The organism is Candidatus Methylomirabilis sp. (assembly GCA_036000645.1).
Taxonomy (GTDB): Bacteria; Methylomirabilota; Methylomirabilia; order Methylomirabilales; family JACPAU01; genus JACPAU01.
Genome location: DASYVA010000053.1, coordinates 1 through 26,529, shown reverse-complemented (window position 1 = coordinate 26,529; position 26,529 = coordinate 1). Strand labels below are relative to the sequence as shown.

Sequence of the window (26,529 nt, the reverse complement as noted above, 5' to 3'; positions counted from 1 at the left end):
AGGAAGACGAGAAAGGCGAACAGGATCCAGGAGACGAGGAGGTAGGCGACCGAGAGCTCCAGGACCCGGCCGGAGGCCCCGAGGAGGGCGGCGGCCCAGCGGGAGCCCCAGAGGCCGAGGAGGCTCAGGCCGACGGCGAGGGCGAGGCCCAGGGTCAGGCCGGACCGAACCGTCTGGGCCCGGCGGCCGGCATCGCCTGCGCCGGTGTGGTACGCCACCATGACGGTGAGGCCGACCCCGAGGCCAAAGACGATGGCCATTTGGAAGAAGATGAGGAGCTGGGCGAGGCCCACGGCCGCCAGCTCGGCCGCTCCGAGGCGCCCCACCATCAGGGCATCCACGATTCCCACGCCCCGCTGGAGCAGATTGCTGGCGGCGATGGGCAGCGCCAGCCGCAGGACCGTCCGCCGGATTGCGGCGGTGTCCGCCGGCATCGGCTCCTCTACCGCCGGGTCTGACGGATGAACTGGCCGCGGTAGACCGTCCGCTCGTCCTCCACGCCGACGAAGGCCTCGGCGTCCAGCGCTTCGATCAGGCGCAGGACGCGCGGGACATCCCGCCGGCGCACCACCGTGAGCACGATCCCCACTTCGCCCTCCTGCCCCTCTCCCGCCACCTTGGTCGCCCCGAAGCCCTCGGCCCGGAGCCCCTGGGCAATGGCGGAGGCCTGGTGGCTCGAGACCACCCGGATCAGGGAGTAGCCGATGGCCAGCATCTCCTCGATTGCCGCCCCGACGATCGTTCCGGTCGCGAAGCCGGCGCAATACCCGAGGACGTTCCAGAGGTTGTCCATGGCGGTCACAACCCGGCTGATGGCCATGAGGAAGATGAGCACCTCGAAGAACCCGATGAGCCCCGCGATGAGCTTGCGCCCCCGGACCGTGAGGAGGAGGCGTACCATGTCCATGGAAACGTCCGTCACCCGGAACCCGAAGATCAAGAGCCCGCCCAGGATGCCCTCTGCCGTCATGTGCTCTTCTCCTTGCCGAGGATGGGGGGCGCCGTCCCGGCGCAAACCGCCCCTGGGTAACACGCGAGGAAGAGGCTGTCAAGGCGCGGGGAATTCAGCCGCGGTAGACGGGCGCCGGCACGGTGAAGAAGGCGTGCAGGGCGTGAAAGAGGAGCGCCCGGTTCTTCTCGAGGATGTTGTGATGGGCGCATCCGGGAAGGATGACGTACTGGCGGTCGGGGTTCGGCAGGGCGGCGAAGAACGGGAGGAGGTCCTCGGGCCGGGCCACGCCATCGTGCTCCCCGTGGATCAGGAGCGTGGGGACCGGGATCCGCGCGGGGTCGAGGAGCGGGAGGCGGCTCACCATGTCCACATAGGTCCCGGTGGGGACGCTGTCGTCGTACTTCAGGACCTCCCGCGCGTACGCCTCCACGAGGCGCGGATCGGCCACGCCGGGGTGGTCCCGCTCGAAGACGCTTCGGATGAACTGCGCGCTGATGGGCCGGCGGGGAGTCGCCAGGAACTCCGGGAGCCGCTCGCGGCGCTTGGTGAGGGTCGGGCTTCCCTCCCCCTTCCAGACCGGGGAGTTCAGCGCCAGGCGCCGGACCCACGCGGGACGGCGCATGGTGAAGAGGCCGGCGCGCAGGGCCCCCGAGGAGATCCCGTACAGGAGCAGGGACTCCACGCCGCGCGCCCGCCGGATGAAGGCCGCGGCCGCCGTGAGGTCCTCCGCCCCCACCGCCACCCCGTAGAAATCCGGGCGCTCCTTGCTGGAGCGCCCATACCCCTCGTGATCCACCATCCAGACGTCATAGCCCCACCGGGCGAAGACGTCCATCACAGAGGTGTCCGTCTCCCCGGAGACCTGCAGATCGAAGGTGGGGATCCCGGCCATGGACGAGCCGTGGGAGCAGAGCAGGACGCGCCCGGCCGCGACCGCCGCCGCCTCCTGGTCCTGGTCCACCTTCTCCCAGAGGAAGAGGCTGGCCTCTCCCTTCTTCGTCCAGTGCTCGCGCCCCACGATGGCCATGGCCCTTCCCCCCTATTGTGACTCCAACGAACTGTTCCTCACCCCCAGGCGATGACCGGAGTGCCGGGCCAAATGACGAGCATCACGAGGCCCGAGGGAGGAGCTGGCACCACTGGGAGTAAGATACAAGGCGACGTCAGTTGGCCCGGCACTAGAGACGATCCAAACAAGCGGCCAGTGCCCTGTTCACCTCCTCCGGCTTCTCCAGCATCACCATGTGGCCGGCCCCCGGAATCACGGCCAGGAGCGCTCCCGGGATCCGCTCGTGCAGGTACTGGGCGTACTTGACCGGCGTGAGGCGGTCCTCCGCGCCGCACACGACGACTGCTGGAACGCGGATCCGGTCCACCTCTTTCATCACGTCGAAGGCATCGCAGGCGCGGAAGTCCTTCTCCAGCACCGCGAGGGAACCCTTCAGCAGCTCCTTCCTGCCCTGGGCCGGCAGCTCCGCCCCGCTGGAGGGGGCGTAGGCCCACTCGGAGACGAGGGCGGCGGCCCGCTCCGGGTCGCCCCGGAGGCCCTCCAGGATGCTGGGGTGGACGCGCAGGCGGGCGCCGGTCCCCACGAGCCCAATGCCGCTCAGGCGGCCCGGGACCTTCAGCGCAAAGGCAAGCGCGATGGCCCCCCCCATGGAATGGCCCACCAGGAAGGCCTGCTCCATCCCGACCGCATCCATGAAGGCCTCAACCCAGTCGCGATAGTCGGCGATGCTCCCGGCCCCGTCTCCCTCCGAGGCCCCGTGGCCCGGCAGGTCCAGGGCGGCCGCCCGGTACGCCGAGGCAAAGTGGCGGACCTGGGGCATCCAGTGCCGATGGGTCCCTCCGGAGCCGTGCAGGAAGAGGAGGGCCGGGGCCCGCGGATCGCTCTCGGAAAGCGCCAGGTAGTGCAGGCGCAGGCCGCGGACCGCGAGGGTCGGCACGCTCAGTCCGCCTCCACCTTCAGCTCGCGCGCCATCAGCAGATTGAGAGCCTCGCGGGGGGGGCGCCCCTCGAAGAGGATCGCGTGGACCTGCGTGCAGATAGGCGTGTCCACGCCGAGGCGGGCCGCGACCGCTTTCACCGCGCGGGCCGTTTCGACTCCCTCGGCCACCGTCCGCCGCCCGGCCAGGATCTGCGGGAGATCCCGCCCGCGCCCCAGCTCGAGGCCGACCGTCCGGTTGCGGGAGAGGTCGCTGCTGCACGTCAGGATCAGGTCCCCCACTCCGGCCAGCCCGGCGAAGGTCTCGGGGCGGGCGCTGAGCGCCCGGCCGAGGCGGCTCATCTCGGCCAGGCCCCGCGTGATGAGCGAGGCCCGGGCGCTCGCCCCGAGGGCCAGACCGTCCGCGACGCCCGCAGCGATCGCGACGACGTTCTTGACCGCGCCGGCCAGCTCCACGCCGAGCACGTCCGTCGTCGCGTACAGCCGGAACGTGGAACCGCTCAGGGCCCGTTGGACTGACGTCCCGACCGCAGCGTCGACGGCGGCTACCACCGCCGCAGCCGGCAGACCGCGGCCGACCTCGGCGGCGAAAGTGGGACCGGAGAGGGCGGCCAGCCGCCCGGCGCAGGACGCCGGGAGGCTGGCCGCCAGGACCTCCGTCATCCGGCTCCCCGTCGCCACCTCCAGCCCCTTTGCGGCGCTGACGGTGAGGGGCGCCCCGCCGAGCGCCGGGGCTACCTGCGCGGCGATGGCGCGCAGGTGCTGCGCCGGGACAGCGAAGAGGACCAGCCCGGCCCCGCCGACAGCCTCTGTGATGTCGGTCGTGACCCGGAGTGCCGGCGGGAGGGGGACGGCGGGGAGATAGACCCGGTTCTCCCGGTCCTCCCGGAGGGCCTTCGCCACTTCGGCTCGGCGGGCCCACAGAACCGTCGGGTGGTCGCGGGAGGAGAGCAGGCAGGCCAGGGCGGTCCCCCAGGCCCCCGCCCCCAGGACCGCCGCGTCCCCCTCGATCATGAACCGCGCCGGTCCGGCGTCTTCCCTCCGGACCCCTCAGGGGGCTCGGCCTGCCGTTTCCCCTGCGCCTCCCAGATGGCCTCCAGGTCCAGCGTCGGGCTGAAGAGGGCAGGATCCGTCGTGTCCAGCCCGTGGTGCTCCAGGACGATCAGGGCGAGACCCTTCCCCAGGTCCGGCGCATCGGCCGTCTGCAGGAACGCGAGGAGGAGCGGGACCACGGCAGGCGCCGGCGCCCGCTTGAGGGCGTGCAGGGCGAGCGCCAGGTCTTCCTCGTCCTCGGACGCGAGACGATCCACCAGGAGCGGATAGGCCGGCGGCCCGACGGCAAAGAGACGCGCCAGTCCCGCCTCGAGAGCGGGCGCGCCGGCCTCGAGGCCCCGGAGGGCGTCCAGGAGTTCCCCCACCCCCTCGGGGGTGGCTTCCTCCCGCCGGTCAATCCGTTCCGCCGTCACGGAGCCTCCGTCAGGTGGGCACAGCAGAGGGCGACAACGCAGGTGTCGTCCGCGGCCGCCTCAAGACATCGCGCCGAGTCTATCGGCGGCGCCGCGCCGATGTCAACGCGAAAGGCCGCAACGGAGAGCCAGCCGGCGAGGATGCCGCGGGGAGAGGTGTGAGGAGGACGCGGGGGAGGCGCCCCAGGGCGCCCTCAGCGTACCGCCCCTGTCATCGGCTCACGCTACCGTCCCTCAAAAGAAGAGCGCCCGGGCCTCTCGGCCCGGGCGCCCTTCAAAACCAGCCGTTAGGCTATCGTAGGATCCGGACGCTGCTGCCGCCGGAGAAACAGCCGGCGCTTGTATTCCCAGCAACGGTATAGCTCCCGTCTCGCTGGGCAGCCGTCAGAGTGGCGCCACCAAAGACGTTCAGGAGGTCACTCCGGCGGAACTTCAGCTCCAGCTCCGCGGTCCCGTCGCCGTCCGCATCACCCACGCTACCGCGGATCGGCACGAGGGACTGGCCGTTGATCGTCAGGTTCAGGTTCTTCACGTCGAAGGCCCCCGGACCCACACCTGGTACCCGGATGCGAAGGGTGAAAACCCCCTCCCCCTGGTACATGGTCTTCGCATTCAGCGTGTTGGGCGTCATCTCCACCCAGGCATTCGCCGGTTCCCCCGAGCCGGAACCGCCGGTGTGAGCCAGCTTGATCTCGGCGCCGGCCGTTCCGTTTTCCTGCCAGCTAGCGAAGAGCCGCTCCGTACCGTCCGCCCCCCCAGAGGGGGAAGCTGGGTTCATTGCAAAGACATCCCCGGAACGAAGCGTCTCGGGGGTGGAAACCCCCAGACGGAAGCGGACCGAGCTGGTAAAGGTAGAGAGGCTCGATTCCTGCCATGTAATGAACCGCCCAGCACCCCCAAAGCTGAGTGAGAAGTTCGCCAGGCTCAGTGTGGTTGAATGGACTGTCTCCTCCGGGCCGAAGCTCACCCCGTTGGTCATCGTTCGGGCCTTGATATTCCCGCCCTCCAACCACGCAGCCGTGACCTGGCTGCCCCGGGCAGCGATCCTGAGGTTCGAGGCGGATACAGCCGTCAGCTGAGTAGCCGGTGCGCTGCCAACCGTGTCGAGGAGACTCCCGCGAGTGAAGCTCTTGTGCCAAACCCCGGACGATGATCCATTCTCCCGCCATGCGACATACACGTTGGAACCGCCTGCCACTACGGCAGGTTGGCTAGCAGGGCTGGGGCGGTTGGCGGTGATGTTGCCATAGGCGAAGGTTCCCCCTCCGTCCAGGGACTGGGCCATCACCACAGAGGGATTCGCGGCGACGGTAGCCTGCCATGCCACAAACGCCCCGCCATCGTTATCCGCAGCGACGGAGGGGAAATTCGGGAAGGTCGCAGTGAAACCGCTCGGCTGCAGAACTTGCGATGCCGCGAAGTTTGCGCCTCCATCCCCCGAACGCCGCAGGCGGATGGCCCGGACAGCTGTGCTAGTAAGGGCCAATTCGCGCCACACAACGAATACCGCGCCTGAATCATTGGCGGCGATGGCTGGGAGGCCAGCAGAGGCCTGCAAGGGGTCCACATTGGAGAGGTTTACCGGGGGGCTCGCAAACTCGAGGCGGCCCGGCCCGGTGCAGGAGCCCTGGCTTGGGAGAGAGCGGGTAAAAAAGATGTCGGTCCCCTCTCTCCATACGACATAGACTTGGCCGGAGCTGGTCACTGCCAGCAGGGGGGCAGTGGCCCCGCCATTGGATAGCGTCATCGGGGGGTCAGAGAACGTGACCCCGGCGGCCGGACCGGCGGCCAGCAGAAGGGCGACAAGCAGGCCGCCCAGGAAGCCCGCCGCGCGGCGACCTGTCCTGCACGTCTGCCATACGCTCCACATGGGTTGCTACTCCTTTCCCCGGAGGCCCGCTCGGCCTCCGTTACCAACAAACAGGCGTTGGGCGCACTACAATCATCTGGCCCCGGAGGGGGTGCATGGGAGGTGCCACGCCCTGCTAACTTTCCGGCTGAGTGAGTATAACTAGTTAACTTTATTAAGTTTAAATGCCTTTGGGAGGGTAGGAGGCGCTGGTTTTCTGCACCCCAACCTGGAGTATTGCCGGCCGGCCACGCCTTGAAGTGACGGCAAATTTCCGGGGGAGATGTCGAAGAATTTCACCCCGGCGGGGAGGGGGTCAGCGTGCGCGGGCTGGGCGGGAGAGGGCGGCGAGGCGGATCTTCAGCTCCTCGGGGATCTCGTCACAGGGCAGCATGCCGGTGAGCCGGATGGTCGCCGCGTAGGTCCTGAGGAAGGCGTGACAGGGCGGGCAGGCCTCCAGATGCCGGTCCAGAGCCATCCGGTCGTCTGCCGCCATCGTGCCGTCCAGATAATCGGTCAGCAGCAGGGTCATTTCCTGACACGTAAGCATCGCTGCTCCCCGCACGGAGAATCGCCGATCCCGAAGACTTAGATGCCGCCGGAGGACTGGGGATGCTCAGGCGAAGCAGCCCTCCTCCTGCATCGTGCGGAGGGCCTTCTCGAAGGCCGTGATGGTCTGCTCCAGGTCCTGTTCGGTGTGGACCGCCGAAAGCCATCCGTGAAACGGCTGGAGGTCCACGCCGTTCAGGAGCATGGCGCACCGGAGGCTCTGGTACAGGGGCATGTTCGGGTGCGTCTGGAGCGCGGTGTGGTCGCGTCGGCCGACCTTCCCGTTCACATCCACGCCGAGGCGGGCGGGCTCGAGGAAGATGTTATAGCAGGAGCACTCTCCGTACACGCGGAGGTCCGCCCCGACCCGCTCCGCAGCCGCATTCAGGCCGGTCCGGAGCGCCTCGCTCATCTGATTGGCGCGGCGCTGGGCCTGCCCGTCCGCGATCAGCTCCAGGGTGGCGATGCCGGCGGCGGCGCAGACCGGGTTGGCATTGAAGGTCCCCGCGTGCGCCACCCGCTGGTGGCGGTTCCAGGAGGGATCATCCCGGAAAGCCAGGAGGTCCATCACATCCCCCCGCCCCACCACCGCCCCGCCTGGGAGCCCACCCGCCAGGATTTTGGCAAGGGTGGTCAAATCGGGCGTGACCCCGAAGTACTCCTGCGCCCCTCCCGGGGCGTAGCGGAACCCCGTGATGACCTCGTCGAAGATGAGAAGAGTCCCCCGCGCTCTGGTCAGCTCCCGGAGTCCCTTGAGGAAGGCCGGGTCGGTCGGGATGGTCCCGCTGCTCCCGCCGCCCGCCTCGATCAGGACCGCGGCGACGTCGCGCCGGGCTTCCAGGACCTTCCGGACCGCCTCGAGGTCGTTCGGGGGACACAGAAGCATCTGCTCCAGCGCCTCCGCCGGCACCCCCCGGGAGACGGGCGTCTGGTAGGGAGGCTTGACGCCGACAGCGGCATAGTCGTGCCAGCCGTGGAAGTGCCCCTCGAACTTGACGATCTTCTCTTTGCCGGAAGCCGCGCGGGCCAAACGCAGCGCAAGCTGGGTCGCTTCCGTCCCCGACTGGGTGAAGCGCACGCGCTCGGCCGAGGGGACGAGTTGCGTCACCAGCTCGGCCCAGCGGACTTCGAGCGGGTGACACCCCCCGAGGTGCGTGCCCCGGTCCATCTGGGCCTTCACCGCGGCTACCACGGCGGGGTGCAGGTGTCCCAGGAACAGGGCGCCATGCCCCACCCAGTAATCAATCAACTCATGCCCCTCCACGCTCCACTTCCGGGCTCCACGCCCCCGCTCGATGTACGGGGGGAAGGGGAGGGTGTGGCGGATGTCGTGGGTGATGCCGCCGGGGATGAGCCGCTGGGCTTTCTCGAAGAGCTTGGCGGAGGTGGCAAACTGCTTCCGGTAGGCCTGCTCGATCGCGGATGGGCTCGCCCCTGCTGGCTGTCCCATCATGTCCCTCCTCCCGGCACCTCCGGTGGGGGCCCGAAGATCCGCCGCTCCCACTGCGCCCGCCAGACCCGGCGCCGCAGCGACCCCACCGTTACCCGGTACTTGAATGCCTTCCGCCCGTCCACGAAGAGCACGGGGACCTCGTCGCCGAAGCGCCGCAGCAGCTCCGGGTCGGTTTGGATGTCCACCGCCAGCACCTGCAGTGGCACCTGTGCTCCCACAGCCGCGACCGCGGCCGCCATCTCCTCGCAGAGGGGACATTCGGCCCTGGTGTAGAGGGTAACGCGGACGGGCAGTGCGGACACACGGCACGATAGCACACGCCTCCGAGAGCGTCAACGCGGGGCCGCGCGCTTGACACCCCCCGGGCCGTGTGCGATAGTCCGTCGGCTCCGCCCTGTCCCGCCGCCCGGAGGTCCGATGGAGGATCCCCGCCAGAAGCTCTTGCAGCTCCTCTACCGCCACTCCTTCCAGTACAGCCCCGAGCCCACCTTCCGGCTCGCGTCGGGCCGGCTCAGCCAGTATTACATCAACTGCAAGGCCACCACCTTCCTCGGCACGGCGATGCCGCTCCTGGGGCGGCTCCTCTGGGACGCGGTGCGGCCGGCTTCCCCTGACGCCGCGGGAGGCCTCACGCTCGGCGCGGATCCTCTCGCCTACGCCGTGGCCTTCGTGAGCACGCTGGAGGGCAAGCCGGTCCACGCCTTCAGCATCCGCAAGGAGCCGAAACCGCACGGCCTGATGCGCTGGATCGAGGGCTATAGCGCCCCCGGAGCCCGCGTGGCCATCCTCGAGGATGTGATCACCACGGGCGAGTCCACCCTGAAGGCGATCCGGGGCGCGGAGGAGGGCGGGTTCCAGGTGGTCCAGGTGGTCGTCCTGGTGGATCGGCAGGAGGGCGGACGGGAACGAGTGGAGGCGGCGGGCTACCCCTTCCTCGCCCTGTACACCCGCGAGGATTTCATGGCCTTGCACCGGGCGGAGCAGGGCCCTAGCGGGACCCGGTCCTGAGCAGCGCGAGGTAGGGCAGGTTCCTGTAGTGCTGCTGGTAGTCCAGACCGTAGCCCACCACGAAGGCGTCGGGACACTCGAACCCCCGGTAGGTGATGGGCAGCTTCGCGATGCGGCGCGCCGGCTTGTCCAGGAGGGTGCAGACCTTCAGGCTGGCCGGGTCCCGAGGGGCAAGGTGCCGAAGGAGGTAACTGAGGGTCAGCCCGGTGTCGATGACATCTTCCACCACCAGGACGTGACGGCCTCCGATCGGCTCCTCCAGGTCCTTGAGGATCCGGACTGCGCCCCGCTTCTCCGCTCCAGGCCCATAGGATGAGATGGCCATCAGGTCAATGGCGACCGGGATGCTGATGGCCCGGACCAGATCGACCAGGAAGAAAATCCCCCCCCTGAGGATGGTGACCAGGACGAGGTCCTTGCCCGCGTAGTCGGCCGAGATGGTCTGGCCCAGCTCCCGGACCCGGGCCTGGATGGTCTCGGCCGGGAAGAGGATCTCGCCGATGCTCTCGGGGTCCCCCGTCATTCGTTTAGGGACCTTTCCACGAAAAACGCCTTGACGCCGCCACCGGGGCGGCCTACACTATGTTCGAGCCCCAAGAGGTCTTCGAGGGAAGACCCGGCGGAACTCGCAGGATCTGCCTGAAGCAGAAATGGCCGTGGGTGGTTGACGCGGCCGGCCAGTGCGGGGCCAACCAAAAGGCGGCCCGGCAAAGGCACGCGGTACTGCGGCAGGCGGAGAAGGCGAGAGAAGACGGGAAACCCAAAAAAGGTCACTTGGGGCTCATTCCTTTTTCTCCCTCCTCGCGCGTGATCCCGAACCGCCGCAGCAGCTTCCGGTAGTCCCGCCCGTAGAACACCTTGAGATTCACATCCGGATACAACTCCCGCAGGCGCCGGATCTTCCGGTTCTTCTTCGTCACCAGGTCCTGTTTGAGGGTCGTGAGCTCGATGAAGAGATCAAACTGGGGCAGGTAGAAGTCGGGGGTGAAGGACTCGATCACCCGCCCGTCCTCCCCCCACTGCAAGGGAAAGGTCTTGGGCTCGTACTGCCACTCGATCCGGTAGAAGTCCAGGATGCGGGCCAGTTCCTCCTCGCTGGCATGGGCAAAGGGAGCGGCGCCCCGCTCCGCGGCAGCGGAGGGGGCAGGCGCCCACCCCCGCGCCTCCAGGGCGGCGTCCACGTCGGCGAGCGCTGCCTGCAGCCGCGGGATCGCTTCCAGGGGCACCGTGAGGGCCTCGCCCGCCTCGGCGTAGCCCTCTCCCCACCGGCTGCGCCGGTACCGCTGCAGGCTCAGGACGCGCCGATCGCCCTCTTCCCGGAGGTACGCCCGCAGTTCCTCATCGGGGCTCAGGGGGATCGTCCCCACCAGGTCGCCAGCCCCTTCGCCCGCCGCCCGGCCCGTCGCTTCCCGCGCCATCGCCCCCCTACTTGCGCTTCCGAGGGGCCCGCCCCGGCCCCTTCGTCCGCACGGGAGACGCTGGCCCCCCGTGCGGCTCGCGAAGCGGGACCCCCTGCCGGCACATGGGGCACTCCTCGGGCAGATAGGTGGGGAAATCCTTTGTCACCAGCGCAAAGAAGGGGGAGGAAAACTGGGCCTGCCGGTCCCGGTTCCAGAGGCAGCCCACCCCGACGATTCGCCCCCCCCGCTCCTCCACCAGGCGGATGAGGGCCCGGATGGTCAGCCCGGTCGTCAGGATGTCCTCGATGATGAGCGTGCGGCTCCCCGCCGGGAGAGATGCCTCAAACTCCGGGGGCAGGGCAACGTCCCGCTCCCCCTCGCTCCCCCGGCTCTTGACCGCGTAGAGGAGCTTGGGCTTGCTCGGGTGGGCCCGGGCGACGGCGTGCCCGAGGAGCGTTGCCCCCACCCCGGAGGTGAGGACCACGTCCACTACGTCCCCCGCGAACCGTTTCGCCAGGACCTCCCCTAGACCTTCGGTGAAAGCCGGCTCGGTGCTCACCAGGTTCTTTTCCACGTACGCGCCGGTATGCCGCCCGGAGGGGAGAAGGAAGTGGTCATTCGCCAGATAGGCGCCGGTCCGCAGGAGGATCCCGCGGTTGATCCGATCGAGGATGGCCGGGTCCATGTCCGGGCACCTCCCGGAGGGATTTCCCCCTACAGATCGGCGGGATCGAGGAACACGGGACGATCGAGCAGTGGGAGATCCGCCCCTGTCCGAACAAAGAGGTGAACGCCCGCGTCCCGCCCCGCCCCCGCTGCGAAGGCGGCGAGCGCCGGATCCTCAGCATCGTAGGGAGGGACCAGGAGGGCGGGCGGCGCCCCGCGTGGTCTGGCCGCCACGGCGCGGCTGATCGCGGTCAGAACCGCTGGCCAGCGATCGGGATCGCGCAGGGCCAGCGGGGCCAGGAAGAACGGCGCCGCCTCTCCGCGTGCATCCAGGGTCTCCCGCCACGCCCCTGCGGCCCGAAGGCCCGGCGGGACCCCCGCGCCGGGCCTCTGGCGCGACCCGGAGGTCGAACAGATACGCCCAGGGTCCGACGATCCCGCCGACGCGCAGGACCTTGATGGCCGCCGCCCCGACGCCGACGAGGCGACCCGCCACCTCCGCCACCAGGACGATCGCCCTCTCGTAGGCCGCCGCCCGGGCAAAGAAATCGGGGGAGCGGTCGAAGCGCAAGGCCACCGCTTCCCCCATGCTGCAGGCGGCATCGAGGGCAATGAGGCCGTCGTTCTCCTCGGGCCGGGCCTCCCGAACCGTCACCTCGCCTCGCATCGTGAGGGCCGGCTCCTCGTGTAACGAACCGATAACACAGGGTCCGGGGGGAGTCAAGGCGATTCCCGGTGCCGGCGGCTTGGCGGGCTCTCGCCTTCGTGCTACGCTCCGCGTGACGACGCGTCCCGATCAGCCGGAGTCCGGATGAGCGACGCCGCGGCGGTACTCCAGAGCGTCCGCATCACCTTCCTCCCCCGGGGGGAGGAACTCGCCTGCCCCGCCGGAACCAGCCTGCTGGATGCCGCCCGCCGTCTGGACCTGCACATCGAGGCCGCCTGCGGCGGCAACGCGCTCTGCAAGAAGTGCAAGGTCCAGGTCCTGGAGGGAGGAAACGCGCTCACCCCCGTGGAGCGCGAATACCTGACGGCCGCCGAACTGAATCGGGGGATCCGCCTCTCGTGCCGCGTGCAGTGCTTCACCGACGCGCGGGCCGAGCTGGTCTCGGTGGAGGTGGTGTCCCTCGCCAAGCTCCGGCGGTTCGGGAAGGACCGGGCCGTCCAGGCCGACAGCGACGTCGCCAAGCACCTGGCGACGCTCGTCCTCGCCCCCGGGGAGGCGGGCCCCCTTTGCCGGAAGATCCCCGAGGCCCTCCCGGGGCGCCCCGGGGGGTATCGGGTGGACCAGGACTTCCTCCAGCAGCTCACGCCGGAGCTCGTCAAGGAGGGGGCCCTCCTGACCCTCGTCACGGTGGACGACGAGCTCGTCGCGGTCGAGCCGGGGGACACGCGCGAGGCCACCTACGGGGTCGCGGTGGACATCGGCTCCACGACGATCGCGGGGTACCTGGTGGACCTGACGCGGGGGATCACGGTGACCTCCGCGGCCGTGAGCAACAGCCAGAAGGAGTACGGCCACGACATCATGACCCGGATCGCCCACTGCATGCGCGAGCCGGAGGGGCTGGCCACGCTCCACGCCCGGACGGTGGAGGACGTCAACCTCCTCGTCAAGGATCTGGCCCGCCGGGGGCGGGTCGCCCTGGGCCGGTTCTACCGGATGACGGTGGTCGGGAACCCCGCGATGCAGCACTTCTTCTTCCGGCTGCCCGTGGAGAGCCTGGGACTCGCCCCCTACGTCCCCCTCTACCGGGACCGGGTGGACTTCCGCCCAGCAGCAATGGGGATCGAGCTGCCCGCCGCCTGTCGCGGAACCTTCCTGCCGGCCATCTCGGGCTTCGTGGGGGCCGACATCGTCGGCATGATCCTGGCCACCGGTCTCGCGGAGGGGGACCGGCTCACGCTGGCGGTGGACATCGGGACCAACGGAGAATCGGTCCTCGGGACGCGGGACCGGTTCCTCTGCTGCTCGGCGCCCGCCGGCCCCGCCTTCGAGGGAGCCCAGATCCAGGACGGGATGCGGGCGGTGAAGGGGGCCATCGACCGGGTCGATGTGGGGGAGGAGGTGGCGGTCCGCGTCATCGGCGGCGGCAAGCCGGAAGGGATCTGCGGCTCCGGCCTCATCGACGCCGTGGCCGGCCTGCTCGAGCTCGGGGTCATTGATCCGACCGGGCGCCTCCAGGACCCGGCCGATCTCCCGGGCTCCGTCCCGCAGGCGGTCCGGAGCCGGATCCACCTCGAGGGAGAGGACCGCTGGGTGGAGCTGGTCTCGGCCGACGCGACGGCCCACGGGCGGCCCCTCGTCGTCAGCCAGGCCGACGTCCGCCAGCTCCAGCTCGCCAAGGGGGCCATCGCCGGGAGCGGCCGCTACCTGATGCAGCGCCTGGGGGTGCGGCCGGAGGCCCTCGACCAGGTGGTTCTCGCCGGGGCCTTCGGCTCCTTCGTCCGAGCGGAGAGCGCGATCCGGATCGGGCTCATCCCGCCCGTGCCGCTGAAGAAGGTCCGAGGGGTGGGGAACGCCGCGGGGGCAGGCGCGCGCCTCGCGCTCGCGTCGCGCGCGTATCTGCAGAAGGCCGAGGAGATCCAGCGGCAGGCGGAATACGTCGAGCTCGCCGGCCACGACGACTTCATGGAGGTCTTCGTGGAGGCGATGAACTTCCCGGCGGAGCTACCAAACCTCTAAAAAGAAGCGCCCGCCCGCCGGACAACACCGGCGGGCGGGCGGCCCCACAGCGGCTATCTAGGCGACCGGGGCGGCCGTTTCTACCTCTTCCTGAGCCCTCCGGAGGACCCCCCGCCCCGCCTCGACCGCTCTCTGGAGAGCCGTCCGGCTCTCCTGCACCGCCTGCCGCCCCTCGTCCAGGACCCCGCGGACCTTCCCCAGCGCCTCGTCAGCGGCCCGCCGCACCTGGGCCCGGGTTTCCCGCCCCGCCCGCGGGGCGAGCGCGAGGGCCAGAGCTCCCCCCACCAGGCCCCCGGTCACCAGCGCCAACCCGAAGATCCCCACCGACCTCGCACGTCCCATGACCTCCCCCTTTCGCCGAGTCCACCCTCGGGCCGGCTCCCCGGCCCTCCGAAGACCTGGTCCCTGAGCAAGGATCGTACCGGGCAGCGGCCGTGGGGCAGGCGAGAGATCCCCGCCGAGTTTCGCGGGATTAGCGGGCAGGCCAGCCAGATTTCCCGGGCGGCTGTGGCAGGATCAGGACGGCAGGCACCACACTGTGCCCCGCCAGCCCCACCCCGGAGCGGCTCTCGGGAGTCCGGGCTGCCAGGCGGGACGTCAGGTGGGGCGACCGGGCTCCCCGCCCGCCGTCAAGACCTGGGTGAAGAGGTTGCGCAAGCGCTCCGCGAGACGCTCCGGGGTGGCATCGGAACCCTTGTTGAGGTAATAGGCGGGCGTGCAACCGGCCATCTGCTTGCGGAGCTCCTCGGTGGCCCGCACGCCGGAGAAGAAGAGAATGGGGATGGCCGCGGCGCGTTCGAAGCCCCGCTCCAGCGCCCGCAGAGCCAGGGCGGACGCCAGGCCGTCCAGGGGACTCATGACGATATCCAGGATGGCCAGCCGCACCGGCTGCCCCTGGCGGAACCGCTGCGTGATCTGGGTGAGGAAACTCGCCCCGCTGTCGCAGCTCAGGACCTCCGTGGCCAGCCCCTCCCGGGGCAGGAGATCCGCCAGGAGCGTCCGGATCAACTGGTCATCGTCCACTACCACGACGCAGCCGGCGGGCACAGGCTGCTGGACGGACTCGGTCACCTCGAGGAGCAGCCCGCAGTATCCGCACCGGATCTCGGCCCGGTCGCCCACCTGCGCGCTGTACGTGAAGACCCGCTCCCCGCAGGAGGGGCAGTAGTGGGACGCCGGAGAGGGCCCTGCGGCCATCCACATCCTCCTAAGCGCCGGGCCCGATCAGCGGGAGGCGGAAGCTGAAGCGCGAGCCCTTCCCCGGCGCCGTCTCCAGCATGACCCGGGAGCCGTGCGCCTCCACGATCTCCTTCGCGATGGCCAGCCCGAGCCCGGTCCCCCCGTAGCGGCGGGTGGAGGAGGCGTCCACCTGGTAGAAGCGCTGGAAGATCCGCTCCTCCTCGCCCGCCGGAATGCCGATCCCGGTGTCCTGCACGGCGATCTCCACGGCCGGCTCCCCCTCTCCGGTCGTGACCCTGGCGGCGCTCACCGTCACCCCCCCCTCGTCGGTGAACTTGATGGCGTTGTCGACCAGGTGAGCCAGGACGCGGACGAGCTCCACCCGGTCCCCCTTCACCAGGAGCCGCTCGTCCGGCACCTGGACGGCGAGGGACACCCCCCTCCCCTGGGCCTTCGCCTGCTGGGTCGTCGCCACCTCGGCCACAAAGGCCCCCGCGTCGAACGGCTCCGCCCGCAACGCGAGGTGGCGCTGCTCCATGCGGACGAAGGTCAGGAGGTCTTCCACCAGGTGCCGCATCCGGTCAACGCTCTGCTGGATCACCTGCAGCCCTTTCCTCTGCTGCTCGGTGATGGGCCCCAGGGACTCGCCCACCATCATGTCCACGTAGCCGATGACCGGGGTCAGGGGCGTCCGCAGCTCGTGGGAGATGTTGGCCAGGAAGTCGGACTTCATCTGGTCGAGCTGCTTCAAGCGGTCGTAGGCCTTCTTCAAGTCGTCGTAGAGCCGGGCGTTCTCGAGCGCAATGGCGGCCTGGGAGGCCATCGCCGCCAGTACCTCCTCGTCCTCCTTCCCGAATGGACCCTCCCGCTTGTTCAAGACCTGGAAGACCCCCAGGATGTCCCCGGCCTTGTCCCGCATGGGGAGGCAGAGGATGGTCCGGGTCCGGTAGCCGGTCTTCCGATCCACCTCGGGGTTGAAGCGGGTATCGCTGTACGCGTCGGCGATGTTCACGGTCTCCCCGCTCACCGCCACCGTCCCCGCGATGCCGGTCCCCAGGGGGACGCGGAGCTCGGTGGAGGCCAGCCCCTGGGCGACCTTCGTCCAGAGCTCCTTCTTCTCCCGGTCCACCAGGAACAGGGAGGACCGGTCCGCCTGAAGCAGGCGCGTGGCCCGTTCCACGATCAGGGCCAGCAGCGCACCCAGGTCCATCTCGGCGTTGATCGCCTTCCCCACCTCGAGCAGGCGGGAGAGGCGCTCCACGTGGACCCGGACCTGGCCGTAGAGCTGGGCATTTTCCAGGGCGGAGGCCGCCTGCAGGGCGAGGGCCGAGATGAGCTCCGAGTCCCCGACGCTGAACGGGCCGCCGGCCTTGTTGCGGGCCTGGAGGACCGCCAGCACTTCCCCCCGGCTGTTCGCCACCGGGACGGACAGGAGGGAGGCGGTCCGGATGCCCGTGGCGCGGTCCAGGGTCGGCGAGAAGCGGGGGTCCGTTTTCGCATCGGCGAGGATATAGGCGCGCCCGGTCCGCGCCGTCAGGCCGACGATCCCCTCCCCGAGGGGGATGGAGACCTGGGCAGCCCCCGGGCCCTCCCCGAGCCGAGCCGTGAGCCGCCCCGCGCCCCGCTCCAGCAGATACAGGACGGCCCCCTCGGCACCCGTGAGGCGCCGGGCCTCGCCGGCCAGGAGGGCCGGCAGGCGGTCCAGGTCCATCTCGGCGTGCAGCGTCCGGACCGCCTCGAGCATGAGCGTGAGCTGGTGGACCCGCGCTCGCCACTCGTCGGCTTCGCTCATCTCCGGCCGCTTGCCCTCGCTCATCGCGCGGCTCATGCCACCCTCAACCCCTCGGTGTCCACCTCGAGGAGGCATATCCGTGCCGTGACGCCGAACCGGTCCCGCCAGAGGCGCCGCATCGCCTCCCCTACCCCTTCCCCCCCCTCCGCCACGAGGGCCAGGACCGTGGAGCCGGCCCCGCTCAGAAATGCGGCCAGCGCCCCGGCCTTCCGGGCGGCCTCGCAGACCTCCTCGAGGCCCGGCAGCAGCGAAGCCCGGTAGGGTTGGTGTAGCCGGTCCCGGCTCGCCTCCGGGAGGCAGGCGTACTGCCCCGTGGCGAGAGCCGCCACCAGCAAGGCGGTGCGGGTCACATTGAAGACCGCATCCTCGCGGGGGACCTGTCCGGGGAGCACCCGGCGGGCCTCCGCCGTGGGCAATTCCCGATCCGGGATCACCGCCACGGCTTTGAGGGGAGCGCGGAGCGGGACCCGGACCGCCAGGACGTGGCCGTCGGCGAGGCCCGAGGCCACGAGCCCTCCGAGCAGGGACGGGGCCAGGTTGTCCGGGTGCCCCTCGAAGGGAAGGGCCAGGCGGAGCGTCTCTTCGGCTGCGAGGGTACGCCCCTGGAGGGCTGCCGCTCCAGCGATCCCGGACAGGATGGCGGTCCCGCTCGAGCCCAGGCCCCGCCGCAGCGGGATCTCGTTCTGCAGGGCGATGTCCAGGCCGGGCGGCTCGGCGCCCAGGTAACGGAAGGCGGCAACGGCCGCCCGGGCGACGAGGGATCCCTTCCCCTCTCGGTCGAGGCGTCCCCGCCCCTGCCCCTCCACCGTGATCCGGACCTCCCCATCCTGGCGGATGGCCAGGCTCGCGGTGTTGTAGAGGGTCAGGGCAAGCCCCAGGCTATCGAAACCGGGTCCCAGGTTGGCCGTCGAGGCCGGAACCCGTACCGTCACCGTCTGGCCCGCCATCCTCCACGCCTCCAAAAAGCAGGCCGCCCTCCGGCCGGGCGTCACTATAGCACAGCCGGAGGGCGGCCCGCAGGGGCGGGGGTGCCTCGCCCCCTCAGAACGGTAGCGTGATCTTCTCCTGCTTCCCGACCACGACCACCAGGCAGCGGTCCGGATCGAGGTACCGCCGGGCGACGCGGCCAATCTCCTCCCGGGTCAGGGCCCGAATCAGGTCCGGGTAGCGCTCCGGGAAATCCATCCCGAGCCCATGCAGCTCCATCTGCGTGAGCAGCGCGGCCACCTCCGCATTGGTGTCGTACCGGAGGGGGAAGGAGCCGGTCAGGAACGCCTGGGCGTCCTGCAGCTCCTGGGCCGTGATGCCCCCCTCGCGGATCCGGCGGAGCTGGTCCAGGACCTCCCGCACCGCCTCCCCGGCCGTCTCGTTCTTGGTCTGGAGGGTCACAGCAAACGGCCCCGCCTCCAGCCCGGGGGAGAACCGGCTGTGGACATCGTAGGCCCACCCCCGCTCCTCCCGGATGCTGTGGACCAGGCGCGAGGTGAACCCCCCGCCCCCCAGGATGTAGTTCAGGACCGAGAGGGCGTAGTGGTCGGGGCTGCGGCGGGGATACCCCAGGTGCCCCACCACGATGGTAGCCTGCGTGAGCTCCCGATCAATCCGGCGGCCCCGAAGCCCGGAAGGCGGGGCGACCGGGGGGAGGGATGGGGCTGGGACCGGGCGGCCCGCCCAGTCGCCGAAGGCTTTGCCGAAGAGACCCCGGACCTCGGCCGGCGTCACGTCCCCCGCGGCAGCCACGAGGATGTTGTTCGGAACGTAGAAACGGGTATGGAACTCCACCAGGTGCTGGCGGGTGATCGTCTGGAGGCTCTCGGCCGTGCCCTCCACGGGGCGGCCGTACGGATGGTCGCCATAGAGGGCGGCCGCGAAGGCCTCCGCCGCAACCGTCCCCGGGTCCTCCGCCTTCCGGGCGATGCCCCCCTTCAGCTGTTGGACCTTTCGCCGGATCTCCTCCTCCCGGAAGGCGGGAGACCGGAGCACATCGGCCAGGAGGTCGAGCCCGGTGGCCAGGTCCCGCTTCAGGACGGTCAGGCTCACGGTCGCGGCGTCCTCCCCCCCCTCCGCCTTCAGCGTGCCGCCGACGAAATCAATCGCCTCGCTCAGCTCCAGGGCGGTCCGGCGGGCTGTCCCCTGGGGGAGGAGGGCGGCCGTGAGGTTGGCCAGGCCGGCCAGGTCGGCCGGCTCGTGGAGGCTCCCGGCCCGGACGAGGACCCGGACGGTGACGATGGGGAGGGCGTGCCGCTCCGCCGTGAGCAGGGTGAGGCCGTTCGGCAGGACCTCCCGGGTCGCGAAGGGCGCAGCCAATGCCGGACGCGCGGGGAGCCCGAGGAGGAGGGCAAGGGTGAGCCCCGTCGCGGCCGCCCTGACTCTGCGGGTCTGCATGGCGCCTCCGGGCCGGGCCCTACTCCTTCATGGCCAGGGGGACGAGGACCCCCACGGTCCGGTTGTCGGCCGTGAGGTACGCGCGGGCGACCCGCTGCACATCCGCCGCCGTCACCGCCCGAATGCCCGGGAGGGTGCGCTCCCACTCCCGCCAGGAGGCGACCATCTCGTACGTGGCGATCTGCCGGGCCAGGGAGAAGATCGAATCCTGGCTCAGGAGGAAGTCGGCCTCGAGCTGGTTCTTGGCCTTCTGCAGCTCGCGCTCGGCGACGGGCTCCTTCTGGAGGCGCTCCACCTCCGCGTAGAGCGCCCGCTCCACCTGCTCGCTCCCCTTGCCGGGTAAGGCCGCAGCGTACAGGTAGAAGAGGGACGGGTCCGCCGACAGCCGGTCGTAGGACGCGGCGGCGTAGAGCGCCAGCTGCTGCTCGTACACGAGGCTGCGGTACAGCCGGCTGCTCTTGCCATCCGCCAGGACCGAGGCCAGGACCTCGAGCGCGAAGGAGTCGGGGTGGCCCACGGTGGGGGTGTGGTACCCGGCGAAGATGAAGGGGAGCTTGGCTTCCCGCTTCACCACCACGCGGCGCTCCCCCTGCTGGGGCGGTTCCACGCTCCGGACCGGCGGCGGGGCCGGGCCCCGCGGGATCCGCCCGAAGGCTTCCCGGATCCGGGCAAAGAGCGCCTCCCGGTCAAAGTCCCCGACCGCCACCACGACGGCATTGCTCGGCGCGTAGTAGGTCCGGTAGTGCTGCAGCAGGTCCTCCCGGGTGAGCCGGTGGATCTCTTCCATCCAGCCGATGACCGGGTTCCCGTAGGGATGGGCCTTGAAGGCGGCGGCGTACATCTCTTCTACGACGGCGGCGGAGGGATCGTCCTCGGTCCGGAGGCGCCGCTCCTCCAGGACCACGTCCCGCTCCGTCCGGACCTCTTCCTCCTGGAGGAGGAGGTTCACCATCCGGTCCGCCTCCAGCGCGACGGGGAGGTGGACCCGGTCGGCGGCGATGCTGGTGTAGTACCCGGTATAGTCGTGGCTCGTGAAGGCGTTATCCTGGCCCCCGTTGCGCTGGATGATCCGGGTGAACTCCTTGGGGCCGGTCGTGGGAGTCCCCTTGAACATCATGTGTTCGAGGAGATGCGAGAGGCCCGTCGCCCCCAGCCGCTCGTTCCGGGAGCCGACCCGGTACCAGACGTGGAAGGTGGCCACGGGGGCCTTGCGTTCCTGCACGAGGAGGACCTTGAGGCCGTTGTCAAGGGTCCGCTCGAAGACCTCGACGCCGGCGCAGGTCCCGGGGGCCAGGAGCAGGATCACGAGGGCGAGGGGGACTGCCGCGCGGGGTCTCCCCCCCCGTCCCGCTCCGCCCCCGCGGCAGCCGATCCGCACGCTCCCCCCTACCGGGCCGGCGCCTTCAGGGCCGCGAAGAGGCTGCGCTCTCCCCGCCGCACGAGCAGGAGAATGGCGCCGCCGCGCCCGGCCTCCGTCAGGGCCTCCCGGACCTCCGTCGCCGAGGCGACCGACCTCCGGTTCACCTCCAGGATGCGGTCCCCCCGCTTCAGCCCCGCCCGCTCCGCCTCCGTCCCAGGCTCCACGGCGGTGATGGCCACGCCGGTAGCGCCGGACAGCCCCAGCTCGCGCGCCAGGTCCGGGGTGACGTCCCGGACCGTCAGGCCCAATCCTCCCTCCTCTTCGGACCGCGCGGCGACGCGCTCCTCGGGGAGCTCACCCAGGGTGAGCCGGACCGTCCGCCGCTTGCCCCCCCGCAGGAACGTGACCTCCACGGTGCTCCCCACGGGCCGCCCGGCCACGAGCCGGGGGAGCTCCCGCGCCTCCGCCACCGGCTTCCCGTCCAGGGCCACGATCACGTCCCCGGCGTGCATCCCCGCGGCCGCGGCCGGGGAGTCGGCCACCACCTCGCTCACCAGCGCCCCCCGATCATCGGACAGCCCAAGGGAGCCTGCGGCCTCCCGCGGGACCGGCTGGATCAGCACCCCCAGCCAGGCCCGGGTCACCCGGCCTTGATCCTTGAGCTGCACCAGGATCGTTTTGGCCAGGTTGATGGGGATGGCGAACCCGATGTGGCTGTTCGGGATGATGGCGGTGTTGATCCCCACCACCTCCCCCCGCGTGTTCACGAGCGGGCCGCCCGAGTTGCCCGGGTTGATGGCGGCATCGGTCTGGATGTACTGGTCGTACGCGCTCGCGCCCAGATCCCGCCCCTTCCCGCTCACGATCCCCGCCGTCACCGAGTGCTCGAAGCCGAACGGGTTCCCGATCGCGAGCACCCACTCCCCGATCTGCAGCGCGTCCGAATCCCCCAGCGTCGCGACCCCGAGCGGCTGGTCCGCGGCGATCTTGATGAGGGCGAGGTCCGTCGTGCCGTCCCGGCCCACGAGGGTCGCCGGGAACTCATGCCGGTCCGAGAGGCGGACCAGGATCTCGGTGGTCTGCTCCACCACGTGGGCGTTGGTCAGGATGTAGCCGGCCTCGTTCACGATGACCCCGGAGCCCAAGGAGCGGCCCCGGAACGTGCGGGGTTGGCCGAAGAACCGCTCGAAGAAGTCCCCCCACGGATCCCGGCGCCCCTCCAGGTCCGGGTGGCGGCGGGACGCGGTCCCGGCCTTCGTGGTGCTGATGTTCACCACGGTTCCCTGGAGGCGGCGGGCCAGCTCCACGAAGGAGGGTGGGCGCTCGCGCGGGTCGGGGGCGGGGGCCCCCTGGGCGGCAGGCACGGGTGCCCCCTCGGTCCAGAACTTCGCCGCGGCGCTCCGCCGGGGCAGGTTCAGGCCACTCGCCACCAGCAGCCCGACCACGAAGCAGGCCAGGCAGGCGGTGGCCCAGGGAATCCAGCGGACACGACGGGGACCACTCGATGTCTGCTCGCGCATGGGTCACTCCGGACCGGATGGCATGGACGGCGGCAGGATAGCCCCACGCCGGGCGCGAATCAAGGGGATTTCCGGTCCAGGCGGATCTCCGCGGCGTCACCGCGGCGCAGGCCGTGCGCCCGGATGAGGCCGGCCGGAACCTCCAGGATGAACTCGGCCGGCTCGGGGGAGCTCACGGAGATCGGCCCCTCCCCCGGCCGCGGCGGGGGAATCCGCTCGAACAGGTCCACGATCCGGCCTTCCCGGATCCAGAGGAAGTCGAGCGGGAAGCGCATCCCCAGCATCCACATGCTCCGGAATCCGGCGGCGGGATAGGCGAACAGCATCCCGGTCCCCGGAAGCAGGCCGGGGCGGCCGGACAAGCCCCGCGCCTGCTCCTCCACCGTGACCGCCACCTCGACGCGCAGGCTCACCCGGCCGCCGAGCAGGACCGTCCCGACGGTGGGAAGGGGAGCGGGGGATTGCGCAGGGGATGTGCCGGGTGAGGCGGAGGTGAGCGCCAGGAGCAGGACGAGGAAGAGCCGGGCAAGCCGCCGCATCCCTCAGAGCCGCTCCGGCAGCTCCCCCAGCGTCACTTTGACCCGGACCGTCTCCTCGCCGCGGCGGAGGGTCAGCTCCACGACCTGGCCGACCCCCTTCTCGTCATCGAGGTAGGCGACGAGCCGGTCCATCGATTCCACCGGCTTGTCGTCGGCCGCCGTGATGATGTCCCCGCCGACGGCCAGGATCGTGTTGCCGACGCGTTTGCGCGCCTGCCCCCCCTTGAGGCCCGCCCGGGCCGCCGGGCTCCGGGGATAGACCTGGGCGATCAGGACCCCCTTTTCGACCGGCAGGTCCAGAGCCTTCGCCAGCTCCGCGGAGAGGCTGAGCCCCGAGATCCCCAGCCAGGGATGGCGCACCCGGCCGGTCGCGATGAGCTGGGGGACGAGCCGCCTGGCGGTGTTGACCGGGATCGCGAAGCCGATGCCGACGGAGCCGCCGGTCGGGGAGAAGATCGCCGTGTTGATCCCGATCACCTCCCCGCGCGAGTTCAGGAGCGGCCCGCCCGAGTTGCCGGGGTTGATGGCGGCATCGGTCTGGATGATCCCTCGCATCTCGCGGCCGCTCTCCGCCCGAAGGCTCCGGTTCAGGGAAGAGATCACGCCGGTGGTGACGGTCCGGTCCAGGCCGAAAGGGTTCCCGATGGCGATGGCGAGTTGCCCGACCTGCAGCGACGCCGAGTCCCCCAGGGAGACGACCGGGAGCGTCCGGCCCGCGACGGTGATCTTGATCACGGCCAGGTCGTTATTCAGGTCCCGCCCCACCAGGGTCGCCGGGACCTTGGTCCCGTCGGCCAGCGTCACCTCCAGGCTCCGGGCGTCCTCCACGACATGGTTGTTGGTGACGATGTGCCCCTGGTCGTCGACGAGAAAGCCGGACCCCGTCCCGGCCTGGGGGACCACGTTGAAGAAGAAGTCGTAGGCGAGGGCGATGCTGGCGATGTGGACCACCGCCGGACTCACCTTCTTGTAGACGCCGATGACGATTCGCTCCTCGGAGGTCAGCTCTCCCGGGCCGAGCGGCGCGGGCGCCTCGGCCTGCACCATGCCCCCGGGCGGGACGGGCATGCCGGGCCCGAGGACCCGGAGGGCAGCGACCACGGTGAGGCCCGCCACCATCCCTACGAGGACGATCGTGCCCAGTCGTCTCCACATGACGGGGAACCTCGCCCGGCCCCGAACGGGCCGGCAGGAGCCGGACTCGATTGTATCACTTCGCCGTCGATGCGCCAGCCCCCCGCCCGGACCCCTTCAGCGCGCCAGGGCCGGGCGGAAGCGGCGCAGCCGGAGGGAGTTCATCACCACCGAAACGGAGGAGAATGCCATGGCGGCGGCCGCGATCATCGGCATGTGGTCGAGCCAGATCCCGAAGAGCGGGTACAGGACGCCCGCCGCGACCGGGATCCCGAGCACGTTGTAGATGAACGCCCAGAAGAGGTTTTGCTTGATGGTGCGCAGCGTCCGGCGGCTCAGCTCGATGGACGTCACCACTCCCCGCAGGTCCCCCTTCACCAGTGTGATGTCCGCCGCCTCCATGGCCACATCGGTGCCGGTGCCCATGGCGATGCCGATGTCCGATGCGGCGAGCGCTGGCGCGTCGTTGATCCCGTCCCCGACCATCGCCACCACCTGCCCCTCGGCCTGGAGCTCCTTCACCGCGGCCACCTTGTCCTCGGGGAGGACCTCGGCCTTCACCCGGTCAATGCCGACGCCCCGGGCGATGGCCTCGGCGGTCCGCCGGTTGTCGCCCGTCAGCATCACGACCTGGATGCCCAGGCGGTGCAACCGCTCCACCGCGTCCCGTGAGCCAGGCTTGAGGGTGTCGGCGACGGCGATGATCCCCACCGCCCGGCCGTCCACCGCCACGAACATGGAGGTCTTGCCCGCGGCCGCCAGGCGCTCGGCCACCGCGGCCAGCCCCCCCGGCGCGATTCCCTCCTCGGCCAGCATCCGGTCATTGCCCAGGACAACCTTCCGTCCCGTCACCTCCCCCCGGACCCCCCGCCCCGGGACGGCCTCGAAGGCGTCGGCGGCCGAGAGGGCGAGGCCTCGACTGTCCGCCTCCCGGACGATCGCCTCCCCCAGCGGGTGCTCGGAGCCCTTCTCGAGCGACGCGGCCAGGGAGAGCAGATCCGCCTCCGCCACCCCGTCCCGCGCCACCAGGTCGGTGACCGACGGCTTGCCCTCGGTCAGGGTCCCGGTCTTGTCGAACACGACGGCTGTGAGCCGATGGGCCGTCTCCAGGCTCTCCCCCCCCCGGATCAGGATGCCGTGCTCCGCCCCTCTCCCCGTCCCCACCATGATGGCGGTCGGGGTGGCCAGGCCCAGCGCGCAGGGGCACGCAATGATCAGCACCGCCACGAAGGAGAGGAGGCCGAAGAGGGCGGACGGCGCTGGTCCGAGCCACCACCAGACGAGGAAGGTGGCCAGGGCGACGCCGATCACGATCGGGACAAACACGCCGGCCACCCGGTCGGCCAGGCGCTGGATGGGGGCCTTGGATCCCTGGGCCTCCTCCACGAGGCGGATGATCTGGGCCAGGACCGTGTCCTTACCCACCTTGGTCGCCTCGAACCGGAACGTCCCGGTCTTGTTGAGCGTCGCGCCGATGACCGGATCCCCCGTCCGCTTCTCCACGGGCAGGCTCTCCCCGGTGATCATGGACTCGTCCACGGCGGTATAGCCCTCGCGGATGACCCCGTCCACCGGGATCTTCTCCCCCGGGCGGACCAGGATCAGGTCGCCGATGCGGACCTCCTCCACCGGGATGTCCTGCTCCCGGGCGTCCCGAATGACCCGGGCGGTCTTGGCCTGCAGGCCGATGAGCCGGCGGATCGCCTCCGAGGTCCGGCCCCTGGCCCGCGCTTCCAGGAGCCGCCCCAGGAGGATCAGGACGATGATCACCGCCGCGGTGTCGAAGTAGACCATGGGTCGGATGCCGCGGGCGGCGAAGAAGTCCGGAGCGGCCGTCACCGCGAGGCTGTACAGGTACGCGGCCGAGGTGCCGACGGCGATGAGGGTGTTCATGTCGGCGCTGCCGTGCGTGAGCGTCGCCCACGTCCCCCGGTAGAACTGCCAGCCGGCCCAGAACTGCACCGGGGTGGTCAGGGCCAGGAGGATCCAGCGGTCCTGGAGGACTGCCGGGACCCACGGGAACCACTCCGGGAAGGAGCCGAAGAAGACGGGCAGGGTGAGGGCCAGCCCCACCCAGAACTTCCTCCGCAGGGTCGCCATCTCCCGCCCTCGGGCCGCCTGCTCGACGTCCGGGGAGGCCTCCACCCCCTCGAGGGGCTCGTAGCCCACCTCCCGGATCGCCCGGCGCATCTCCGCTGGAGAGACCTGGAGCGGCAGGTACTCGACCGCCGCGACCGCGGTGGCGAGGTTTACGTTGGCCTTGAGGACCCCCGGGAGGGCGTGGAGGGCCCCCTCGATCTTCTGGATGCAGGAGGCGCAGGAGATGCCGCCGATGGGGATGGTCACCCGCTCGGTCCGGGGCTCGTAGCCGACCCCCCGCACCGCCGCGAGAACCGCCGCGGGCGCGCTGCCCGGTGCGAGGAAGGCCGTCGCCCGCTCCGCACCGAAGTTCACGCTGGCCGAGCGGACCCCCGGGACCTTCCGGAGGGCCCCCTCGATCGTGGAGGCGCAGGAGGCGCAGGACATGCCGCCCACGCCGAAATCCAGGCGGGCCCCGGGGCCCCCCGCCGCCACCGCCTGCTCCGGTGCGCGGACGGGCATCGGGGCTGGGGTCCCGCCGGGTGCACCGTCCAGGTAGCGCATCGG

26 protein-coding genes are annotated in these 26,529 nt (G+C 70.7%); 2 read left to right on the top strand and 24 right to left on the bottom strand.

Annotation, left to right across the window (positions count from 1 at the left end):
* The 10 genes from VGT06_03190 to VGT06_03145 form a co-directional block, all read right to left on the bottom strand.
* Nucleotides 1-434: MATE family efflux transporter (locus tag VGT06_03190; protein ID HEV8662140.1), on the bottom strand; the 434-nt coding region annotated here is incomplete at its 3' end.
* 8 nt (nt 435-442) lie between these two features.
* Nucleotides 443-970: a DUF5698 domain-containing protein gene (locus tag VGT06_03185; GenBank protein HEV8662139.1), complete on the bottom strand. Its 528-nt coding sequence runs from the start codon at nt 968-970 to the stop codon at nt 443-445.
* Between the two features lie 94 nt (nt 971-1,064).
* Nucleotides 1,065-1,979: an alpha/beta fold hydrolase gene (locus VGT06_03180; GenBank protein ID HEV8662138.1), complete on the bottom strand. Its 915-nt coding sequence runs from the start codon at nt 1,977-1,979 to the stop codon at nt 1,065-1,067.
* Nucleotides 1,980-2,130: 151 nt separating this feature from the next.
* Nucleotides 2,131-2,898, bottom strand: coding sequence for an alpha/beta fold hydrolase (locus VGT06_03175; GenBank protein ID HEV8662137.1), 768 nt, complete (start codon nt 2,896-2,898; stop codon nt 2,131-2,133).
* Between the two features lie 2 nt (nt 2,899-2,900).
* Nucleotides 2,901-3,911, bottom strand: a complete 1,011-nt coding sequence (locus VGT06_03170; GenBank protein ID HEV8662136.1) for an NAD(P)H-dependent glycerol-3-phosphate dehydrogenase — start codon at nt 3,909-3,911, stop codon at nt 2,901-2,903.
* Nucleotides 3,908-4,363 (bottom strand): hypothetical protein, encoded by a 456-nt coding sequence (locus tag VGT06_03165; GenBank protein HEV8662135.1) that lies wholly within the window; start codon nt 4,361-4,363, stop codon nt 3,908-3,910. Before VGT06_03165 ends, VGT06_03170 begins: the two co-directional genes overlap by 4 nt.
* Nucleotides 4,364-4,655: 292 nt before the next feature.
* Nucleotides 4,656-5,342 (bottom strand): hypothetical protein, encoded by a 687-nt coding sequence (locus tag VGT06_03160; protein HEV8662134.1) that lies wholly within the window; start codon nt 5,340-5,342, stop codon nt 4,656-4,658.
* A 1,186-nt stretch (nt 5,343-6,528) separates the two neighbouring features.
* Nucleotides 6,529-6,762, bottom strand: coding sequence for a zf-HC2 domain-containing protein (locus VGT06_03155; GenBank protein HEV8662133.1), 234 nt, complete (start codon nt 6,760-6,762; stop codon nt 6,529-6,531).
* A 66-nt stretch (nt 6,763-6,828) separates the two neighbouring features.
* Nucleotides 6,829-8,211, bottom strand: coding sequence for an aspartate aminotransferase family protein (locus VGT06_03150; GenBank protein ID HEV8662132.1), 1,383 nt, complete (start codon nt 8,209-8,211; stop codon nt 6,829-6,831).
* On the bottom strand, nt 8,211-8,516 hold the full coding sequence (locus VGT06_03145) for a glutaredoxin family protein (protein HEV8662131.1): 306 nt from the start codon (nt 8,514-8,516) through the stop codon (nt 8,211-8,213). Before VGT06_03145 ends, VGT06_03150 begins: the two co-directional genes overlap by 1 nt.
* Before the next feature lie 115 nt (nt 8,517-8,631).
* Here VGT06_03145 and pyrE point away from each other — a divergent pair, with 115 nt between their 5' ends.
* Entirely contained in the window at nt 8,632-9,222 is a 591-nt protein-coding gene (gene pyrE, locus VGT06_03140; GenBank protein HEV8662130.1) for an orotate phosphoribosyltransferase, read from the top strand.
* On the opposite strand, the gene hpt is transcribed toward pyrE, so the two are convergent.
* The 4 genes from hpt to VGT06_03120 all read right to left on the bottom strand — a co-directional run bounded on the left by hpt (nt 9,203) and on the right by VGT06_03120 (nt 11,955).
* Nucleotides 9,203-9,745, bottom strand: a complete 543-nt coding sequence (gene hpt / locus VGT06_03135) for a hypoxanthine phosphoribosyltransferase (GenBank protein HEV8662129.1) — start codon at nt 9,743-9,745, stop codon at nt 9,203-9,205. The genes pyrE and hpt overlap by 20 nt on opposite strands.
* Nucleotides 9,746-9,992: 247 nt before the next feature.
* Complete coding sequence (locus tag VGT06_03130; protein ID HEV8662128.1) at nt 9,993-10,640, bottom strand: hypothetical protein; 648 nt, start codon at nt 10,638-10,640, stop codon at nt 9,993-9,995.
* 7 nt (nt 10,641-10,647) lie between these two features.
* Nucleotides 10,648-11,307, bottom strand: a complete 660-nt coding sequence (locus tag VGT06_03125) for a phosphoribosyltransferase family protein (protein ID HEV8662127.1) — start codon at nt 11,305-11,307, stop codon at nt 10,648-10,650.
* 156 nt (nt 11,308-11,463) lie between these two features.
* Nucleotides 11,464-11,955 (bottom strand): hypothetical protein, encoded by a 492-nt coding sequence (locus tag VGT06_03120; protein HEV8662126.1) that lies wholly within the window; start codon nt 11,953-11,955, stop codon nt 11,464-11,466.
* A 144-nt stretch (nt 11,956-12,099) separates the two neighbouring features.
* On the opposite strand from VGT06_03120, the gene VGT06_03115 reads away from it, so the two are divergent.
* Nucleotides 12,100-13,974 carry an ASKHA domain-containing protein gene (locus VGT06_03115; protein ID HEV8662125.1) on the top strand — a complete coding sequence of 625 codons (1,875 nt, stop codon included), beginning with the start codon at nt 12,100-12,102 and terminating at the stop codon, nt 13,972-13,974.
* A gap of 57 nt (nt 13,975-14,031) precedes the next feature.
* On the opposite strand, the gene VGT06_03110 is transcribed toward VGT06_03115, so the two are convergent.
* From VGT06_03110 to VGT06_03065, 10 genes are all read right to left on the bottom strand, one after another.
* A complete protein-coding gene (locus VGT06_03110; GenBank protein HEV8662124.1) occupies nt 14,032-14,316 on the bottom strand; it encodes a YtxH domain-containing protein in 285 nt (94 codons plus the stop codon).
* Between the two features lie 255 nt (nt 14,317-14,571).
* Nucleotides 14,572-15,171, bottom strand: coding sequence for a response regulator (locus VGT06_03105; GenBank protein ID HEV8662123.1), 600 nt, complete (start codon nt 15,169-15,171; stop codon nt 14,572-14,574).
* 10 nt (nt 15,172-15,181) lie between these two features.
* Complete coding sequence (locus VGT06_03100; GenBank protein ID HEV8662122.1) at nt 15,182-16,969, bottom strand: GAF domain-containing protein; 1,788 nt, start codon at nt 16,967-16,969, stop codon at nt 15,182-15,184.
* A gap of 8 nt (nt 16,970-16,977) precedes the next feature.
* Nucleotides 16,978-17,892: a homoserine kinase gene (gene thrB, locus VGT06_03095; GenBank protein HEV8662121.1), complete on the bottom strand. Its 915-nt coding sequence runs from the start codon at nt 17,890-17,892 to the stop codon at nt 16,978-16,980.
* A gap of 94 nt (nt 17,893-17,986) precedes the next feature.
* Entirely contained in the window at nt 17,987-19,330 is a 1,344-nt protein-coding gene (locus VGT06_03090) for a pitrilysin family protein (GenBank protein ID HEV8662120.1), read from the bottom strand.
* 19 nt (nt 19,331-19,349) lie between these two features.
* On the bottom strand, nt 19,350-20,708 hold the full coding sequence (locus VGT06_03085; protein ID HEV8662119.1) for a pitrilysin family protein: 1,359 nt from the start codon (nt 20,706-20,708) through the stop codon (nt 19,350-19,352).
* Nucleotides 20,709-20,716: 8 nt separating this feature from the next.
* Nucleotides 20,717-22,210, bottom strand: a complete 1,494-nt coding sequence (locus VGT06_03080; GenBank protein HEV8662118.1) for a DegQ family serine endoprotease — start codon at nt 22,208-22,210, stop codon at nt 20,717-20,719.
* Nucleotides 22,211-22,269: 59 nt separating this feature from the next.
* Nucleotides 22,270-22,749: a DUF192 domain-containing protein gene (locus VGT06_03075; GenBank protein HEV8662117.1), complete on the bottom strand. Its 480-nt coding sequence runs from the start codon at nt 22,747-22,749 to the stop codon at nt 22,270-22,272.
* 3 nt (nt 22,750-22,752) lie between these two features.
* Nucleotides 22,753-23,904 (bottom strand): trypsin-like peptidase domain-containing protein, encoded by a 1,152-nt coding sequence (locus tag VGT06_03070; protein ID HEV8662116.1) that lies wholly within the window; start codon nt 23,902-23,904, stop codon nt 22,753-22,755.
* A 96-nt stretch (nt 23,905-24,000) separates the two neighbouring features.
* Nucleotides 24,001-26,526: a heavy metal translocating P-type ATPase gene (locus VGT06_03065; protein ID HEV8662115.1), complete on the bottom strand. Its 2,526-nt coding sequence runs from the start codon at nt 26,524-26,526 to the stop codon at nt 24,001-24,003.
* Nucleotides 26,527-26,529 lie beyond the last annotated feature (3 nt).

What these genes read in the sequence shown, in the direction of transcription:
- VGT06_03185 (HEV8662139.1), bottom strand. Translation starts at nt 970, where the DNA reads ATGACGGCAGAGGGCATCCTGGGCGGGCTCTTGATCTTCGGGTTCCGG.
- VGT06_03180 (HEV8662138.1), bottom strand. Translation starts at nt 1,979, where the DNA reads ATGGCCATCGTGGGGCGCGAGCACTGGACGAAGAAGGGAGAGGCCAGC.
- VGT06_03170 (HEV8662136.1), bottom strand. Translation starts at nt 3,911, where the DNA reads ATGATCGAGGGGGACGCGGCGGTCCTGGGGGCGGGGGCCTGGGGGACC.
- VGT06_03160 (HEV8662134.1), bottom strand. Translation starts at nt 5,342, where the DNA reads ATGACCAACGGGGTGAGCTTCGGCCCGGAGGAGACAGTCCATTCAACC.
- VGT06_03155 (HEV8662133.1), bottom strand. Translation starts at nt 6,762, where the DNA reads ATGCTTACGTGTCAGGAAATGACCCTGCTGCTGACCGATTATCTGGAC.
- VGT06_03150 (HEV8662132.1), bottom strand. Translation starts at nt 8,211, where the DNA reads ATGGGACAGCCAGCAGGGGCGAGCCCATCCGCGATCGAGCAGGCCTAC.
- pyrE (HEV8662130.1), top strand. Translation starts at nt 8,632, where the DNA reads ATGGAGGATCCCCGCCAGAAGCTCTTGCAGCTCCTCTACCGCCACTCC.
- hpt (HEV8662129.1), bottom strand. Translation starts at nt 9,745, where the DNA reads ATGACGGGGGACCCCGAGAGCATCGGCGAGATCCTCTTCCCGGCCGAG.
- VGT06_03130 (HEV8662128.1), bottom strand. Translation starts at nt 10,640, where the DNA reads ATGGCGCGGGAAGCGACGGGCCGGGCGGCGGGCGAAGGGGCTGGCGAC.
- VGT06_03125 (HEV8662127.1), bottom strand. Translation starts at nt 11,307, where the DNA reads ATGGACCCGGCCATCCTCGATCGGATCAACCGCGGGATCCTCCTGCGG.
- VGT06_03120 (HEV8662126.1), bottom strand. Translation starts at nt 11,955, where the DNA reads ATGCGAGGCGAGGTGACGGTTCGGGAGGCCCGGCCCGAGGAGAACGAC.
- VGT06_03115 (HEV8662125.1), top strand. Translation starts at nt 12,100, where the DNA reads ATGAGCGACGCCGCGGCGGTACTCCAGAGCGTCCGCATCACCTTCCTC.
- VGT06_03110 (HEV8662124.1), bottom strand. Translation starts at nt 14,316, where the DNA reads ATGGGACGTGCGAGGTCGGTGGGGATCTTCGGGTTGGCGCTGGTGACC.
- VGT06_03105 (HEV8662123.1), bottom strand. Translation starts at nt 15,171, where the DNA reads ATGGCCGCAGGGCCCTCTCCGGCGTCCCACTACTGCCCCTCCTGCGGG.
- VGT06_03100 (HEV8662122.1), bottom strand. Translation starts at nt 16,969, where the DNA reads ATGAGCGAGGGCAAGCGGCCGGAGATGAGCGAAGCCGACGAGTGGCGA.
- thrB (HEV8662121.1), bottom strand. Translation starts at nt 17,892, where the DNA reads ATGGCGGGCCAGACGGTGACGGTACGGGTTCCGGCCTCGACGGCCAAC.
- VGT06_03090 (HEV8662120.1), bottom strand. Translation starts at nt 19,330, where the DNA reads ATGCAGACCCGCAGAGTCAGGGCGGCCGCGACGGGGCTCACCCTTGCC.
- VGT06_03080 (HEV8662118.1), bottom strand. Translation starts at nt 22,210, where the DNA reads ATGCGCGAGCAGACATCGAGTGGTCCCCGTCGTGTCCGCTGGATTCCC.
- VGT06_03075 (HEV8662117.1), bottom strand. Translation starts at nt 22,749, where the DNA reads ATGCGGCGGCTTGCCCGGCTCTTCCTCGTCCTGCTCCTGGCGCTCACC.
- VGT06_03070 (HEV8662116.1), bottom strand. Translation starts at nt 23,904, where the DNA reads ATGTGGAGACGACTGGGCACGATCGTCCTCGTAGGGATGGTGGCGGGC.
- VGT06_03065 (HEV8662115.1), bottom strand. Translation starts at nt 26,526, where the DNA reads ATGCGCTACCTGGACGGTGCACCCGGCGGGACCCCAGCCCCGATGCCC.